This window comes from Tenacibaculum aquaeponti, from assembly GCF_057221555.1.
In genome coordinates, this window is record NZ_CM170147.1 from 2,311,549 (window position 1) to 2,328,925 (window position 17,377).

The 17,377-nt window shown below is 30.4% G+C and carries 15 protein-coding genes; 6 read left to right on the plus strand and 9 right to left on the minus strand.

Annotation, left to right across the window (positions count from 1 at the left end; genetic code table 11):
* Positions 1-24 precede the first annotated feature (24 nt).
* The 5 genes from AC2TEO_RS10380 to AC2TEO_RS10400 form a co-directional block, all read right to left on the minus strand.
* On the minus strand, positions 25-423 hold the full coding sequence (locus tag AC2TEO_RS10380) for a DoxX family protein (protein WP_442264753.1): 399 nt from the start codon (positions 421-423) through the stop codon (positions 25-27).
* 73 nt (positions 424-496) lie between these two features.
* Complete coding sequence (locus AC2TEO_RS10385) at positions 497-1,195, minus strand: Crp/Fnr family transcriptional regulator (RefSeq protein WP_442264754.1); 699 nt, start codon at positions 1,193-1,195, stop codon at positions 497-499.
* 104 nt (positions 1,196-1,299) lie between these two features.
* A complete protein-coding gene (locus AC2TEO_RS10390; RefSeq protein ID WP_442267758.1) occupies positions 1,300-2,214 on the minus strand; it encodes a glutaminase in 915 nt (304 codons plus the stop codon).
* Between the two features lie 156 nt (positions 2,215-2,370).
* On the minus strand, positions 2,371-4,269 hold the full coding sequence (locus AC2TEO_RS10395) for an amidophosphoribosyltransferase (RefSeq protein WP_442264755.1): 1,899 nt from the start codon (positions 4,267-4,269) through the stop codon (positions 2,371-2,373).
* Positions 4,270-4,333: 64 nt separating this feature from the next.
* Entirely contained in the window at positions 4,334-5,260 is a 927-nt protein-coding gene (locus tag AC2TEO_RS10400) for a PfkB family carbohydrate kinase (RefSeq protein ID WP_442264756.1), read from the minus strand.
* 75 nt (positions 5,261-5,335) lie between these two features.
* Here AC2TEO_RS10400 and AC2TEO_RS10405 point away from each other — a divergent pair, with 75 nt between their 5' ends.
* The 6 genes from AC2TEO_RS10405 (at position 5,336) to AC2TEO_RS10430 (ending at position 9,600) form a co-directional block, all read left to right on the plus strand.
* Positions 5,336-5,761, plus strand: coding sequence for a SufE family protein (locus tag AC2TEO_RS10405; protein WP_442264757.1), 426 nt, complete (start codon positions 5,336-5,338; stop codon positions 5,759-5,761).
* A gap of 2 nt (positions 5,762-5,763) precedes the next feature.
* Positions 5,764-6,084, plus strand: coding sequence for a DUF59 domain-containing protein (locus tag AC2TEO_RS10410; protein WP_442264758.1), 321 nt, complete (start codon positions 5,764-5,766; stop codon positions 6,082-6,084).
* 1 nt (position 6,085) lies between these two features.
* Positions 6,086-6,592: a DUF2480 family protein gene (locus AC2TEO_RS10415; protein ID WP_442264759.1), complete on the plus strand. Its 507-nt coding sequence runs from the start codon at positions 6,086-6,088 to the stop codon at positions 6,590-6,592.
* A 16-nt stretch (positions 6,593-6,608) separates the two neighbouring features.
* Positions 6,609-7,460: a DUF3078 domain-containing protein gene (locus AC2TEO_RS10420; RefSeq protein WP_442264760.1), complete on the plus strand. Its 852-nt coding sequence runs from the start codon at positions 6,609-6,611 to the stop codon at positions 7,458-7,460.
* A gap of 77 nt (positions 7,461-7,537) precedes the next feature.
* Positions 7,538-8,449: a DUF3078 domain-containing protein gene (locus AC2TEO_RS10425; protein ID WP_442264761.1), complete on the plus strand. Its 912-nt coding sequence runs from the start codon at positions 7,538-7,540 to the stop codon at positions 8,447-8,449.
* Between the two features lie 77 nt (positions 8,450-8,526).
* Positions 8,527-9,600 carry a CNNM domain-containing protein gene (locus AC2TEO_RS10430; RefSeq protein WP_442264762.1) on the plus strand — a complete coding sequence of 358 codons (1,074 nt, stop codon included), beginning with the start codon at positions 8,527-8,529 and terminating at the stop codon, positions 9,598-9,600.
* 269 nt (positions 9,601-9,869) lie between these two features.
* On the opposite strand, the gene AC2TEO_RS10435 is transcribed toward AC2TEO_RS10430, so the two are convergent.
* The 4 genes from AC2TEO_RS10435 to AC2TEO_RS10450 all read right to left on the minus strand — a co-directional run bounded on the left by AC2TEO_RS10435 (position 9,870) and on the right by AC2TEO_RS10450 (position 17,336).
* Positions 9,870-12,773, minus strand: coding sequence for a TonB-dependent receptor domain-containing protein (locus tag AC2TEO_RS10435; protein ID WP_442264763.1), 2,904 nt, complete (start codon positions 12,771-12,773; stop codon positions 9,870-9,872).
* A gap of 24 nt (positions 12,774-12,797) precedes the next feature.
* On the minus strand, positions 12,798-13,538 hold the full coding sequence (locus AC2TEO_RS10440; RefSeq protein WP_442264764.1) for an energy transducer TonB: 741 nt from the start codon (positions 13,536-13,538) through the stop codon (positions 12,798-12,800).
* Between the two features lie 169 nt (positions 13,539-13,707).
* Positions 13,708-16,539, minus strand: a complete 2,832-nt coding sequence (locus AC2TEO_RS10445; RefSeq protein ID WP_442264765.1) for a carboxypeptidase-like regulatory domain-containing protein — start codon at positions 16,537-16,539, stop codon at positions 13,708-13,710.
* Positions 16,540-16,610: 71 nt separating this feature from the next.
* Entirely contained in the window at positions 16,611-17,336 is a 726-nt protein-coding gene (locus AC2TEO_RS10450; RefSeq protein ID WP_442264766.1) for an energy transducer TonB, read from the minus strand.
* Positions 17,337-17,377 lie beyond the last annotated feature (41 nt).

Genomic DNA, 17,377 nt, shown 5'->3' on the forward strand with positions numbered 1-17,377 from the left:
ATCTAAAAGTTGAATCAAAACAATTTATCTATTGATTAATTTTTTAAAGAATTCTAAAGTTTCTTGTTTATATATAATTAACAATGCAATACAAGCTGATAAAATCACTAAAGCTAAACAAAATAATGTTCCTCCATCACCTTCAACATTGGTTCCAATCACTAAAAAATGAGAAAAAACAGCACCTAAAATTATTCCTATTGATAGTAATAATCCTATAATTTTGGTTCTTGGTACTAAAAGTAAAATTGAAGTGATTAACTCTGCTATTCCAAGTCCTATTCTTCCAAAAGGTTCTAAACCTAAACTTGAAAAAATATGAACTGAATCTGGGTGTGCTGTAAATTTAAAATACAGTGTTTGAATAAAAATAACAGCAATTAAAATTCGTAGTAACCACGATAGAGTAGTTTTAGAAATCATATTTTGTTTGTTTAAAATTCTACTTCTTTTTTACAGTACAATTTTAGACAAACCTTAAAATGTAAAATGTAAGCTACTTTACATTTTCAATAAATTTATTGATTTTACTGATATCTGGAATAGAAATTTCTTTTTGAGAGTAATTTAAAAAACCTTCTTCTTCCAACTCTTTAAATAAGGAAATTATAGTTTGACGAGATGCACAAATTAATTGAGCATAATCTTTTTGAGTAAGGTAGTTTGGTAAAGTATACGATGAAGATGTAATTTCTTCTTTTTCTATGAGCATATTTAACAACAGTACTAAACGTGATTTAGCATCTTTAAATAATAAATTGCGATAATTGTTTTGAATACTTTTATATCTGAAACCGATAAACTTGATGTATTTAAGTGCAAAATCTGGCTTTTTTAATGTTAAATTCTCCAACCGTTCTTTTAAAAATGTACAGATAATTGCTTCTTCGGAAACTACTTTAAAAAAATTACTAACTTCCTCTGAACGTTCTAAATTTAAGTCTCCGAACAAATCTCCTTTTTGTAAAACATCAATTAAAGTTTCTTGACCTTGTTCACAAATACTAATCAGTTTGATTGTTCCTTTTTTTAAAAAATAAACACGTTCTTTTTCACTGTAAGGAAGTTGAATAATTTCATTTTTCTTCGATTTATTAAAACGTTTTAAAATACATAAACCATCTATTTCTTCGTAACTTAAGTTTTTAAAAAGCTTATGTTTATGTAAATACCAGTATTTTAATTTTGAAGACATGATTGATAAAAAAATTACATTTTCTAATATTATTTGTAGTCGAACAAAAAGTTAAAAAATTGCAAAAATTTAATTTTATATTTCAATGCTAAGCAGTAATTATACTAAAATATAGACTGTTCTGTTTCCGTCGTAAAAGCTTCTAAAAATTTCATTCCTCGGTATGAATTCCCTTTTTCGTTCAATTTCGGACTCCAAACTGTAATACAATATTTACCTGGATAAACTGCAACTATTCCTCCTCCTACACCACTCTTTCCGGGTAAACCAACTCGAAAAGAAAATTCACCAGATTCATCATAAAATCCACAAGTTTGCATAATTGCATTTACTCTTTTAGTTTTACTTAAATTTAAAACTTTAGTTCCTTTTGATGTGGTAAAGTTAGGGTTCGCCAAAAACATAAATACTTTTGATAATTCTTGGCAACTCATTTCAATTGCACAGATATGAAAATAAAAATCTAACACTTCTTCAGGTTCATTCTCTATATTTCCGAAAGATTTAATAAAATTACATAAAGCTTTGTTTCTGTAACCAACAGAAGCTTCAGATTTCGCAACTGCTTCAGAGTATATAATTTCACTCGAACTGCATAATTCTCTAATTGCAGCTAAAAAATCTTCTTTAGGGTTTTCATAATAACTAACCAACATATCGCAAATTACCATAGCACCACTATTCATAAAAGGATTTCTTGGTATACCTGCGTCAGATTCTAATTGAACTAAAGAATTAAAAGGTGTTCCTGAAGGTTCAACATCTACACGTTCCCAAATTTTATCTCCAAAAATTTGATAAGCGATACTTAAAGACAATACTTTTGAAATACTTTGAATTGAGAATTTTGTTTGCCAATTACCAACACCATATTCTTTGTTTTTAGTAGACAAGAGACAAACGCCAAAATTATTCGCATCTACTTTAGCTAATTCAGGTATATATGTAGCTATTGCTCCATCATTTTCTTCTGACGCTATTATATCATACAAATTTTCTAAAACTTGCTTGTAGTCAATTATTTTCTCTTCTAAACTCATTTTGTTCTTTTTTAAAACTTTTTGGCAGGCCAATGTAAAACAATTTATTTGAGTTCTAATTCATGAGGGAAATACTTTTTAACTAAAAAAGACTGCTTTAAAAACAGTCTTTTTTAAAAATATAATGCGTTTAAATTAGTACGCTCTCTTATTATTTCCTTCATAGAAATTAATAAATGCTTCATTTACTACTCTATGACCTCCAGGTGTAGGGTAATCTCCAGTGAAATACCAATCTCCTTTATGATCTGGACAAGAATTATGTAAACCTTCTACAGTTTGGTAAATGATTTCTACATCTGCATTTACTTCATCAGTTTTTAACATTTCACCAATCTTACCTGAAATTTGTTCATGTGTAAATGGAGCGTAAATTTCTTTTACAAAGTTTACTATGTCTTTATCTTCGTTTAATCTTTGAGCTTTACATTTTTCGTAAACTTCACCAACAATATGGTATTGATCTGTTTCTTTTAATAATTCTAAAGCAGCTTTAAAAGCAATAAAGTCGCCTATTTTAGCCATATCGATACCATAACAGTCTGGATAACGAATTTGTGGTGCAGAAGAAACAACAACAATTTTCTTTGGTGATAAACGATCTAAAATTCTAATAATACTTTTCTTTAGTGTTGTTCCTCTAACAATACTATCATCAATAATTACTAAATTATCAGTAGGTTTTACTACACCATATGTTACATCGTAAACATGAGCAACTAAATCATCTCTACTATTATCATCTGTAATAAACGTTCTTAGTTTAGCATCTTTAATTGCTATTTTTTCAAAACGTGGTCTTTCCGATAAAATTTCAGTTACTCTTTGAGCAGAAAGTTTTCCTCCTCCAGCTAAAATTTCAGTTGTTTTTTGTTGATTTAGTACATCTTCAGCAGCTTCCATCATTCCATAGAAAGAAGTTTCTGCCGTATTTGGAATATAGGTAAAAACAGAATTTGAAATATCATCGTTAATAGATTTTAAAACTTCAGGGAATACATATTTTCCTAAATTTTTTCTTTCCTGATAAATATCTGCATCACTACCTCTAGAAAAATAAATACGCTCGAAAGAACAAGACAATTTCTCGCGCTTTTTCATGACTTTTTCTATTGTAGTTTTTCCATTTTTCTTAATGATTAAAGCTTTACCTCTTGGTAATTCCTTTACTTCATCGATAGGAACATTAAATGTAGTTTGAATTACTGGTCTTTCTGAAGCTACAACTACTACTTCTTCATCTTCATACCAAAATGCTGGTCGAATTCCTGAAGGATCTCGTAATACAAAAGCATCTCCATGACCTAATAAACCTGCCATTGCATAACCACCATCCCAATTTCTAGAAGAACGTTTTAAAATCCTTTGAATATCTAAATGCTCTTCTATAAAAGGTGAAGCTTCTCTTTTGTTAAAACCAGCAGCTTTCGCTTTTTTATAAGTATCTGCCACTTCATCTTCTAAGAAATGACCGATTTTTTCCATAACTGTTACTGTATCTGTAGCTTCTTTAGGATGTTGTCCTAAAGTAATTAACTCTTTCATTAACTCTTTAGAGTTTGTCATGTTAAAGTTTCCTGCTACAATTAGATTTTTATGTTTCCAATTACTTTGTCGTAAAAATGGATGTACATTTTCAATACTATTTCCACCAAAAGTACCGTAACGAACGTGTCCTAAGAAAAGATTTCCGATATAAGGCATATTCTCTTCTTGCCAAGCAACATCATCTAATTTATCTTCGTTTTTCTCAAAAATATCATTGATTCTATTATTTATTTGACCAAAAATATCTTGAATTGGTTGATTTTTATTTGAACGTATTCTACTAATGTATCTTGTTCCTGGCTCAACATTATATTTTATACTAGCTAAACCAGCACCATCTTGTCCTCTGTTATGTTGCTTTTCCATTAACAAGTATAACTTGTTTAACCCATAAAAAGCTGTACCATATTTATCTTTATAATATTGAAGCGGTTTCTTTAACCTAACTAAAGCAATACCACATTCGTGCTTTAAAAAATCACTCATTATTATTTTTGTAAGTTGTGTTGTGTGTTTGAAACAAAAATCCGCGCAAAAAAGCGCGGATTTTCTATACTAATTCTATATTAAATTGTGTTAGTTGTTTAAATGCTTTTAAACGATTTTGAACTTCATCTTTCGTTAGCTCTTCCATTCGTTGTGTTCCAAATTTTTCAACACAGAAAGAAGCTAAATTAGATCCATAAATAATGGCATTCTTCATGTTTTCGAAAGAGTAATTTCCTGTTTTAGATAAATATCCACAGAATCCTCCTGCAAAAGTATCTCCTGCTCCAGTTGGATCGTAAACTTCTGCTAATGGTAAAGCTGGTGCATAAAACATATTATCATCATTAAATAATAATGCTCCGTGCTCTCCTTTTTTAATCACTACATATTTTGGTCCCATTTCGTGAATTTTCTTAGCTGCATTTACTAAAGAATATTCTCCACTTAACTGACGAGCTTCTTCATCGTTAATTGTAATTACATCAATTCTCTTTAACACTTCGTGTAAATCACTTAATGCAATATCCATCCAGAAATTCATTGTATCTAAAACAACTAATTTCGGACGCTCATTCATTTGATCTAAAACTGAAACTTGTGTTAATGGATGTAAGTTTCCTAACATTACAACTTCAGCATCTTTAAATGCGTCAGGTACAACTGGTGTAAAAGTTTCTAAAACATTTAGTTCTGTAACTAAAGTATCTCTAGAGTTCATATCGTTGTGATATCTTCCACTCCAAAAGAATGTTTTACCATCTTTTACAATCTCGATACCAGTAGTATCAATTCCTTTGTTCTGCATCATATCTAAATATGATTGAGGAAAATCTCCTCCTACTACAGATACTACTCCTGTTTCTACTCCAAATTGCGAAGCTGCTAAACCAACAAAAGTTCCCGAACCTCCTAATATTTTGTCAGTTTTACCAAAAGGTGTCTCTATTGCATCAAAAGCAACAGTTCCAACCGCTAATAGTTTACCCATTTATTAATTTTTATCAGTAATTTTGCACAATAACTGCACAAAACAATTTGTAAAGTGCAAAAATAGTTCTAAAAAATGACTATCAAAGAAATACAGGAAGAAATTATTGATGAGTTTTCAATGTTTGAAGACTGGATGGAGCGATACGAGTATATTATTGAATTAGGTAAATCGCTACCTCTTATTGCTGAAGATTATAAATTAGATGAAAATTTAATCAAAGGATGTCAATCAAAAGTTTGGATGCATTCTGAAATTAATGATGATAAAATTACTTACACAGCTGATAGTGATGCTATTCTTACAAAAGGAATTGTGGCGTTATTATTACGTGTCTATTCCAACCAAACTCCAAAAGCAATACTTGAAGCAGATACAAAGTTTATTGATGAAATTGGATTAAAAGAACATTTAAGTCCGACCAGAGCAAACGGATTAGTATCTATGGTAAAGCAAATTAAAATGTATGCGATTGCTCAGCAAACTAAATTAACAAATTAAAAATGACAGAGGAACAATTAGAAGATTTAGGAGATAAAATTGTAAGAGTTTTAAAGACAATTTACGATCCTGAAATACCGGTAGATATATACGAATTAGGATTAATTTATGATGTTTTTGTATCTGAAGAAAATGATGCTAAAATTTTAATGACATTAACATCACCTAACTGTCCTGTTGCTGAAACATTACCTGTTGAAGTAGAAGACAAGGTAAAAACCTTAAAAGAAATTAATGATTGTGAAGTAGAAATTACTTTTGATCCTACATGGACTAAAGAAATGATGAGTGAAGAAGCAAAATTAGAATTAGGAATGTTATAATATGGCAGACGAAATAGTAAATAGAGTAGCCAATAGTAAACTAGTAACTTTCGATCTCGAAGATTATTATGTTGAAGGGGAACGTGTTCTTTTTGATATTTCTGATTGGTTATATGAAGGTTTATTGCTTAAAGAAAAAGACTTTCGAGAACATGTAAAAAATCACGATTGGACTCAGTATAACGAAGCTTATGTTGCTCTATATTGTGCTACTGATGCTATTATTCCTTCATGGGCATATCTTTTAATTTCAACAGAATTAAATCAATTTGCAAAAAAAGTTGTCATTGGAAATTTAGAATTATTAGAAACAGTTATTTTTTCAGAAATTATAAATACCTTATCTTTAGACACTTTTAAGAATAAGCCTGTAATTATAAAAGGTTGCAGTAGTAAACCTATTCCTGAAAGCGCATATCCTCTATTAATATCAAAAATTCAACCTGTAGTAAAATCCATCATGTACGGTGAAGCCTGTTCTACAGTTCCACTGTTTAAAAAGAAATAAATATTATTGTTTTTATATGAGGAAAGTATTATTGTTTTTTTGTCTTAGTATAAGTTTTACTATTTTTTCTCAAGAAGAAGAGAAAAAAAAAGATAGTGTTTCAAAAAACTGGAAATTTAACACTAAAATCACTTTTCTCTTAAATCAATCTACCTTCTCAAATTGGACAGCTGGTGGGGCAAACACTGTAGCAGGTAATATTAATATAGTTCAGGATTTAAATTATAAAAGAGAAAATTGGAACTGGGATAATAAAATTATTTCTAATTACGGTTTAAGTTATGTGGATGATAAAGGTACTCGAAAAACTGACGATCGTTTAGAGTACAATACTCTAGTAGGTTATAAATCTAAAAAGAATCATTGGTTCTTTTCTTTTATTAGCAATTTAAGAACTCAATACACTAGAGGTTTCGATTACACTAAAGACCCTAAAGTTGCTACTTCTGATCCTTTTTCACCTGCTTATTTAAGTTTTGGACCTGGAATGCTCTGGAAAAAATCTAAAACAAAATATATAAACATAGCACCATCAACTTCTCGTTTTACATTTGTATCTGATAAGTTTTCTGGTAGTTTTGGTGTTGAAGAAGGTAAAAACTCTAGTTTCAGTTTAGGTTTTAATCTTTCTTCTTATTATAAATTCAATTTAGCAAAAAACATTTCTATGGAAAACATTTTTGCTTTGTATTCTGATTATCTTGATAGACCTGAAAATATAGATATAGATTATCAAATCAACTTATTAATGAAAATTAATAAGTATTTATCAACCAATTTAGGCTTTCATACAATTATTGATGACAATGCTTCTACTAGAATTCAATTCAAACAATTATTTGGACTAGGATTAAATTATATTATTTAATTAAGTGACTTTTTCGATATATCTTTGTCTTAAGTCTTTTAGAGACTAATATCATAAAATCAAAATAATTAAAAAACATGAAAAAATTAGTTATAGCTGTAGCTTTATTAATAAGTAATTTTTCATTCGCTCAAACTATTGAAGAGCTAAAAGCTGAAAAGTCAAAGAAAGCCGCTGAGGCAGCAAAACTACAAGGAGAAGTAGATGCACTGCAAGCAAAGATTGATGCTTTTCCAGGTTGGAAGTTTAGTACTTTTGGAACAATTGGTGCTAACTTTTCTGGATTTAACGATTGGTTTTCTAATGCTGTACCAAACTCTTCAGCAGGTAACATAGGTATTACTGTAAATGGGATTGCTAATTTAGACCGCGAAAAATATTTCTGGAGAAACTCTGCAAATTTAAATTTAGGTTGGGTTAAAATCGATGATAAAGATGACCCGAACGATGATACTCGATTCAGAGGAACAACTGATGTATTTACAATTACCTCGCTTTATGGTTATAAATTAACTAAAAACATAGCTGTTTCTACATTAGGAGAATATAGAACATCTTTCATTGAAAACTTTAATGATCCAGGTTATTTAGATATCGGGGTTGGTGCAACTTGGACTCCTTTAAAAGAGTTAGTAGTAGTTGTACACCCTATTAACTATAACTTTGTTTTTAGTAGCTCTGGTACAACTTTCGATTCTTCTTTAGGAGCAAAGATTGTTGCAGATTATAATAGAACTATTGGTAAATTTAAATTCAGATCTAACTTTTCTACATTCCAAAGTTATAAATCTTCAGATTTATCAAACTGGACTTGGATAAACTCTTTAGGTTTCAATATTTGGAAAGGAATTGGAGTTGGTCTTGAAACTGGTTTAAGAAATAACAGACAAGAGACGTTTAACTCTCCGTTAACAAGCTTTACTAGCTTAGAAAATACTCCAACAACAATTCAATCTTATTGGTTAGTTGGTTTAAGTTACGGATTCTAATATTAGAAATTAAACAAAATATAGGCCCCAAGATTTTATATCCTTGGGGTTTTTTTATTTTTACAAAAAATTTAAAAATGGGACTACTTTTTTTCTACGGAACAATTTCAATACTTTTTTCTTTTTTATGCTCTATTTTAGAAGCTGTATTATTAAGTGTTACACCTACTTTTGTTAACTTAAAAAAGAATGAAGGAAAATCTTTTGCTAATGGATTAGAAGAACTTAAAAAAGATGTAGACAAACCTTTAATTGCCATTTTAACGTTAAATACAATTGCGCATACTGTTGGTGCTATTTTAGTTGGTTCTCAAGCAGAAACTGTATTTAAAGGAGAAGAGTCTACAGGGATTTTTAGCGGAGTATTTATTGTTTCTGCTATTATGACTATTTTAATCTTAGTGGCTTCAGAAATTATCCCTAAAACCATTGGTGCTACTTATTGGAAATCTTTAGCTGGTTTTACTACAACGACTCTAAACATTTTAATAACTATTTTAAAATACACTGGAATTATCTGGGTCTTACAGCTTTTTACCAAAATGTTTGGTAAAGGAGGACATGGAGAAAGTGTTTTGAGTAGAGAAGATTTTTCTGCAATGACTGAAATAGCTGAAAAAGAAGGTGTTTTTCAAGAAAATGAAAGTAAGGTAATTAAAAACATGCTTAGCTTTAAAGAAGTTTCTGCTAAACATATCATGACTCCTCGTACTGTATTAAAAACTGCAGACGCTTCTCAGACTATAAAATCTTTTTTTGACGAGAATGCTAATTTACGTTTTTCACGTATTCCTTTATACTCTGGAAGTAGTGATAATATAATAGGATACTTTTTAAAAGATCAACTCTTAGAAGCTATAATAAAAGGTAATGGAGAGGAAAAACTAGAAACAATTAAGAGAAATATTATTATTACGAAAAGAGATTTACCTATTCCTCAACTTTTTGAAAACTTAATAGAACAAAGAGAACATATCGCTTTAGTGGTTGATGAATATGGTTCTGTTAGTGGTATTGTTACCCAAGAAGATGTAATTGAAACTTTATTAGGTTTAGAAATTATGGATGAAAGTGATAATGTTGCTAATCTTCAAAACTTAGCTAGAAAAAGTTGGGAACAAAGAGCTAAAAGATTAGGAATTATAGAATAATAATTCATTTTAAAAGGATACTACAGAACACGATTATTATTTTGAATAATCGTGTTTTTTTGTTTAGTATTCATTCTTAAATAGAATAATCATTCTTAAAAAGTAAAAAGTCGTTAGTAAAACCTATTTAAAACTAGTTTTAAACTATTATTCTGCTTATTAAAGGATATTAAAAAAAACAAAAATAAAACCTCCTTAAACTCTCTAAAAAGAAAAAACCGATGCAATTTGCATCGGTTTTGTATATGAGTAGTAGCTAGAATTAGCTATTAGTCGTTAATTGTCCAAGAAATATAATATAAACTACCAATATTTCCTGTTCCTGGAGCAACTTGAAACTCCTTACCTAGCAAGTTAGTTCCTCCAATTTTAAATTTAGATTTTATAGATGGAATTCTATAGTTTAATTGCGCATCTAATACTGTTCTTGCATCTACATTTCCTTTTACAAATGGAGAAACCCATCTGTATTTGTCTAACCATCTTGCATTAACGTTAAATCCAAAATTCTTGAAAAGATTATTATTTCCAAACTGAGCTTTTACTGTGTGCTTAGGTGTATTAAAGTTAGGCTCAAAGAATCCATTATCTTCATCATCGAAAGTAAAATCGATATAACTATAGTTTAATCCTAAATCGAAGCTTTCGAAAATTTTAGTTGATAAAGCAACACTAGCTCCAAAAGAATTTACTCTAGATTTACTATTTGTTACGATATTAAATTCTTGAACTAATAATTCTCCTGATGGACCTAAGTTTGTAAATGCGTATTGTGCAAAAGCATCCCAAACTAAAACTCCATCAACAATGTTACCAGCTTGAATTAACGGATCTGCTAATTCAGCAGCAGTTAATTGTCTGTTTCCAAAAGGATAAACCTGACCTAATTTTGGAGTTACAATATCTTGGAAGAATACAAAATCGTTATGGAAACTATAAAAACCATTAATATCAATGTTAATATTATTAGTATCTGTAATTCCGAACATACTTCTATATCCTAGTTCGATAGTTTGTACTTCTTCTGGCTTAATCTCTTCATATTCTGACTTTACATATGTAAAATCTGTAAATACAGTTTCGGTAAGTAAAGAGTTGTTGATGATATCATCCCCAGAAATTACACCGTCAATTACAGTAGGAACTCCTAAAACATTTAATGTAATATCTTGACCTATTGCAATTCTATCTAAGTTAGCTCTAGATGTTCCAACATTGATTTTTCTTCCTGGTTGGTTGAATAAATACTGCTCTTGAATTGTTGGGTTTCTAAAACCTGTTTGGAAAGATGCTCTAATGATGTGATTTTTATCTTCACCTAAAGCATAATTCACTGCAAAACGTGGTGAGTAATTTCCATCGAAATTCTGAGATTTATCGTAACGAATAGAAGCTGTTAACTTTAATCTATCATCTAATAATTTCTTTTGAATTTGAGAGTAAATACCATATTCATTTACTGTAATAGGTTGCGTAGCATCGTTAAAGATTGTTCCTTTAGAATCTGGATTGTACTGTCTGAATGATCCTCCAACTTGAACATCTGCCCAATCGTTAATTAAACTAGTAAAATTATAATTACCATCGATATGAGAATAAGAACTTCTGTCATAAATTCTACTACCACCTTCTGTAATTAAAGTAGATGTAATATTTTCAAACTCTGTTCTAAAACCATTACTTCCTGGTTGTAAAGTAAAACTATCTGCGTACTCTCTTGCACTTTGTAAAATATCTGTATCTGCAGTTAAATTATTAAAATCTACTCCTGCTCTATCTAATCCAATTAAATAGTCTACACCCCAGTTACCTACAGTATTTCCAGCTGAAGATCGTGCTGTTAATAATGCTCCTGTAATATCTAGATTATAAGATCTTCCAGCATCGTTTCTTGTGTAATAAGTTCTTACATAAAAGTTATCTCCTTTAACTTCGAATTTAGACTGACCAATGTAGTAATCTCTTTGAGAAAATCTAGAAGAACTTCCTTGTAATAAGTTATTCCCCATAGCTAATCTTGTAGCTAAAATTAATTCTAAAGATTCATCTTTGAAAGGTCTGTAATGAAAAGAAGTTGAGAATTTTAAATTTTTAGATTTGTCATCCATTAATAAATCACGTTCTGCAAAACCAGTTCTACTAACTCTTGCGTCTTGAGGTAAATTTATTCCGAAAAATCTGCGGCCAATATCCTGAACACTAATACTATTATTAAATTCATCTCCGTAAATATTTACACCATCATAATTTAATGGGCTGTTTGCAACTCCTTCAGTGATTTCATTAGTATCGATTAATTTGTTACTTGTATCATTAGCTAACCATTCCGCAGCTTCAAAATAAGAGAAGTTAACTTTAGCTGCAAAAGACTCACTAAACTTGTAAGCTAATCTGGCTGATAAATCATAAAATAAATTATCTCCAGCAAGATTTTGACTTGTATATCCTGTTTTAAACAGTGTGCTAATTCCTGTGAAATCAAAAGGGCTTTTAGTATTCATTAACATAATACCGTTATATGCATTTGCTCCATATAAAGCTGAAGATGCACCTGGTAAGATTTCTACGTTATTAATGTCTAGCTCATTTACACCAGATAGGTTACCAGCACTAAAGTTTAATGCAGGAGCAGCTGTATCCATACCATCTACCATTTGCACAAATCTAGAGTTGCTAAAATCAGCAAATCCTCTTGTGTTGATAGATTTAAATCCATAACTACCCTCTCTAGCATTAATACCTTTTAAGCTTACTAATCCATCATAAAAAGAGTTAGATGTTGTTCTTCTTATATCTGTTAATCCGAATCTTTCGATAGTTACAGGAGATTCAATAATTCTTTCCGGAACTCTAGATGCAGAAATTACAACCTGATCTAACAATAAGTTTTCTTTAAGAATTACATTAATTTTTTGCCCAACTCTTTCAACATCTACATATTCTGTTTGATGACCAAACGCAGAAATCTCTATAGTTTGTGGTAAATTACCTTTAATCGTAATTTCAAAATTACCACTCATGTCAGATAATGCAGAGTTTGATCCACTTGTTATCTTAGCATTATAAAAAGGCTCTAAGTATTCATTATATACTACACCTTTTATCTTCACCTGTGCAAAAGTAGAGATAGCACACAGCGTGAAAACAATCATTACTAATTGTTTCTTCAACATTTTAATTATATTAAGGATTGGAAATTATTCTTCTAACGAAAAGTTTATTGGGAAACCGTATTTTACAGCAACTGGTTTACCATCTTTTCTAGCAGGTTTAAATTTAGGTAATTTAGTTACTACTCTTTTAGCTTCTTCGTTTAAAATATCAGCATTTTCTGGCCCTAAGGTTTTAATGTTTTTAACCTCACCATTTTTGTCGATAATAAAACGCACCCACACTTCTCCTTCTACAGTATTTCTTACAGCTTCAGCAGGATATCTAAAGTGCTTTTGAATATGTAACATCATTTCTGTGTTAAAACAATCAATCATATCACCCTTCTTTGCTGAATCACAATCTGAAAAAGCAGGAATTTTATCAACAGTATTAAACCTGTCGGCTTTTCTTACTTCTTCTTCAGACAAACTATTCGTTAAAGCAGCAATACTATTTGATGCTGACTTCTTTTTTAGTGAAAGTTTACTTGAAATACCAGAGTTGTTTGCAATTGTAGAAATACCTGAAGAGTTTAAGCTACCAGCTCCTGAAACAGCTGTTTTCTTTCTAGACTCTCTTTTCTTTAAGAATCTTCTTTTAGAAGCAGAAACACGCACAGTGATCTGTCTATTCCTTTTGTCTTTCTTGTTCTTAGCAGGCTTGATTGAACATTTTGTAATACTATTCAAATCTTCCAATGTAGTTTCTTCAGGAGTATCACATGTGTCCTGACTAAAACTATTAAGGGATAATAATAATACTACAAGTAAATAAAATTTTCTCATACTTTTAACATTTACTAATTTACTGTAGCAGTTGTTTGGTTCTTTACAGACCGCAAAATTACTTTTTTTTTTTCAAAAAACAAAATAAAAACTCATTTACATTAACGCTAACAAAAAAAAACAGAGGTAGTTACCTCTCTTTAAATTGTTTTTTTACGCTATCTATAGCTTAATTATTAATGATCCAAGAGATATAATATTGTGACCCTATAGTACCTGCACTAGTTGCACTAATATATTCTTCACCTGTTAAATTAGTTGCTCCTACTTTAATAAAAGACTTAAGAGATGGTATTGTGTAATTTAACTGTGCATCTAAAACAAAACGACTATCTAAGACTCTATCAACAAATCTTGTTTGGTATAAAAATTCATCTTGCCATCTTACATTTGTTGAAAAACCGAAATTTTTAAACAATCTATCATTACCAAATTGAGCTTTTACGGCATGTTTTGGAGCATTGAAAAAAGGTTTAAAATCGATATCAGTTTCTTCGATAGTAAAGTCAGAAAACGCATAACTGGTTGATAAATCAAAATTACCAAAAAGTTTCGTGCTAAAACCTGCAGAAAATCCAAAAACTTGTAGTTCAGAATCTATATTAGTTGTTATAGAATATCTTTGAAAATCGTTATTTGCTATCGCCAAAGCAGCATTAGAAGTTGGATTGTTTACATCTCCGTAAAAAGGAACAACCACATCTGTAGGTGTTATAAAATCGTTGTGTAAGTTATAATAACCAACAATATCAAACTCGAATAATTTTCCAGCTACATCTAAAGCTCCTCTATACCCTAATTCAAAAGATTGTACTGTTTCCGGCTTAACTAATTCAAAATCAGAAACTTGTAAAAGTAATGAATTTACTACACCTAAATTTCCACTGACAGCATTTGATCTAAAGTCCGTTTGAAATGCATCTACAGAAGATGCTGTATATGAATTGTTAAATGCAGAAGTACCAAAAATAGTGACCGATTGAGTTGGGTCAGATATAAATTGCCTTGTTACAACTTCTCTTGTTAAGTTTTCTTCTACTGATCCTAATAACACTATGTTTCCTAGTGTTAATCCTAGGTATTGATTTTGTGATGTTGGGTTTCTAAATCCTGTTTGGAAACCAATTCTAAAGTTATGATCTCTTTTTTCTCCTGCTGCATACGAAATTGTTGCCCTTGGCGAAAAATTACCTTCAAAGTTTCTTGATTTATCAAAACGCACTGTTCCCGTTAATTTTAACCTATCATCAATAAATTTCTTTTGAACTTGAGTATATAAACCATACTGTCTATACCTTAAAACACCATCATCGTCGGTGTAAACCTGACCATTTGAATCTAATGCAAAACTTCTAAAACTACCACCAACTTGAATATCTGCGAAATCAATAAAATCAGCAAAATTATAGTTAGCATCTACATGGTAATAACCTGAGTTTTCAGATAATAAAGCTCCTCCATCTGCTAAAGTGGTTTCTTTTGCTAATTTTAACGCATTTTGATATGTTGAGGAAGTAACACTTGGGAAATCTCGATTTACAAAACCTCTTGCTGTTAAATGAGCTTGATCACTCGTCAGTCCACTTGCTAAAGAAGAAAAGTAAGCTCCCGCGTATTCTTGAAAATATACTCTATTATCTTTCCAAGCACTTCCAACAAAAACTCCTGCTAGGTTTGTGTCTATTGTTTTACCTGCGTCATTTTCGTTGTAATAACCTCTAACAAAATAGTTTTTATCTCTTACTTCAAATCTAAATTGTTGCATAGATGAATTAGATTGATCATATCTATTACTAGATTGAGTAATATTATCACCTATAGTGAATTTAGAACCAAAAATGATTTCTGCTCCTTGTTCTCCCCATGGTCTAAAGTGCAATGAACCATCAAAAAGCAAACTATTCACATCATAGTCAATCATATCTCTTTCTGCAAAACCAGTTCTACTAACCCTTTGTCTTTCAACACCGTTAATACCAGAAATTAATCCTAATGGATTTAAACCAAATAAAGGAGAAGTAGGATCTGCAGCGAAAGGTGTTGCCAACAATGCTAAATCAACTAAGTTAAGGCTAACTTCATCTCCATAAACATTAACTCCATTATAATTTGGATTATCTAAATGACTAAATCCTTGTCCATTGATATCGCTTCTATCATTAGCTACCCAATCTTCACCTTGAATATATTTTATACTAGCCTTAGCAGCAAAATGATCACTAAATTTGTAAGCCATTCTAGTACTTACATCATAATAAGCATACGCTCCTCTATCTTCTTGAGTTGTAATCCCAGACTGAAGAGCAACACTTACACCACTATCGTCAAAAGGGTTTTTACTTGTCATTAATAAGATTCCATTAAAAGCATTAGCCCCATATAATGCAGAAGCTGCTCCCGGAAGTATTTCTACGTTTTTAACATCAAGATCAACCAAACCAGATAAATTACCTAAAGCGTAATCGAATACAGGAACTGCAGTATCAACTCCATCAACTAATTGAACAAATCTGTTATTCTCAGTACTAATAAACCCTCTATTAGAACCAATTGCTTTAGTAAGTAAATTATTATCTAAAACATCAATTCCTTTTAGATTACCTAAAGACTGATAAAAATTAGGAGATGGGGTTCTTTTAATTGATTTCCCATCAATTCTTTCAATTGTCACAGGAGATTCTATAACTCGTTCTGGAGTTCTAGATGCTGAAACTACAACTTGATCTAACCCTAAAGTTTCCTTTAAAATCACATTTAAATCATCATCAGCACTAGAAACTTGAATTGTTTCTGTTTGATAACCTATTAAAGATACTGTAATTGTTACGGGGAACTTTTTTACTCTTACTACAAATTCGCCATCAAAATTTGAACTTGTTGTTTTTCCTTCACTTGTTTTTACAGTTGCTCCAGGAAAAGGTTCTAAATATTCATCGAATACTAAACCTTTAACTTCTGTTTGAGCAAACAAAAAATAACTGCCAAATATAAAAAGCAGCATGAGTAATTTTTTGACCATTGCTTATAAGTTTTGATTAATTGAATTTAACTGAGAAGTAAGTTAATAAATTATTAATTATCTTCTAAAGAAAAGTTGATAGGGAAACCATATTTTACTGATATTGATTTACCTGCTTTTGTTGCTGGTTTAAATTTAGGCAAATTAGACACTACTCTTATCGCTTCATCCTTAAGAATTTTACCTCCTTTAGGACCTAAAGCTTTTATATTTGTAACATTACCATCTTTATCTATAATAAAACGCACCCAAACTTCTCCTTGCAGTTTATCTATCATTGCTTGATTTGGATAACTAAAATGCTCTTGGATATGACTTATCATTTCATTATTAAAACAGTCTAATTGATCTCCTCCTAATTCATTAGAACAATCAGGAAATGCAGGGATATTATCAACTGTGCTAAATTTTTCTGCTTTACGAACTTCTTCCTTAGATAACGTATTAGTTAGAGCGGCTAAATTTGTTTTAAGCTTTAATGTTTTAGATATATCGGTTGAATGATTAACCGTAGAAACTCCAGAACTATTTAAATTATTTACTTCAGATGCAGCTTGTTTTTTTCTTTTTTTTAAAAACCTTCTTTTCGGAGCAGAAACTCTAACAGATATCTGTCTTGCTTTTTTATCTTTACCATTCTTTGATGGCTTTACAGTACATTTCGTTATACTGTTCAAATCCTCTATAGGACTTTCAGGTGTATCGCAAGTCTCGTTACTACTTTGACTAAAAACACTAAATGAACATGCAAAGATTGCTATATATAGAATTTTTCTCATAAGTTGGGGAATTAAAACTTTTAAACAATGTTTAATAAGTT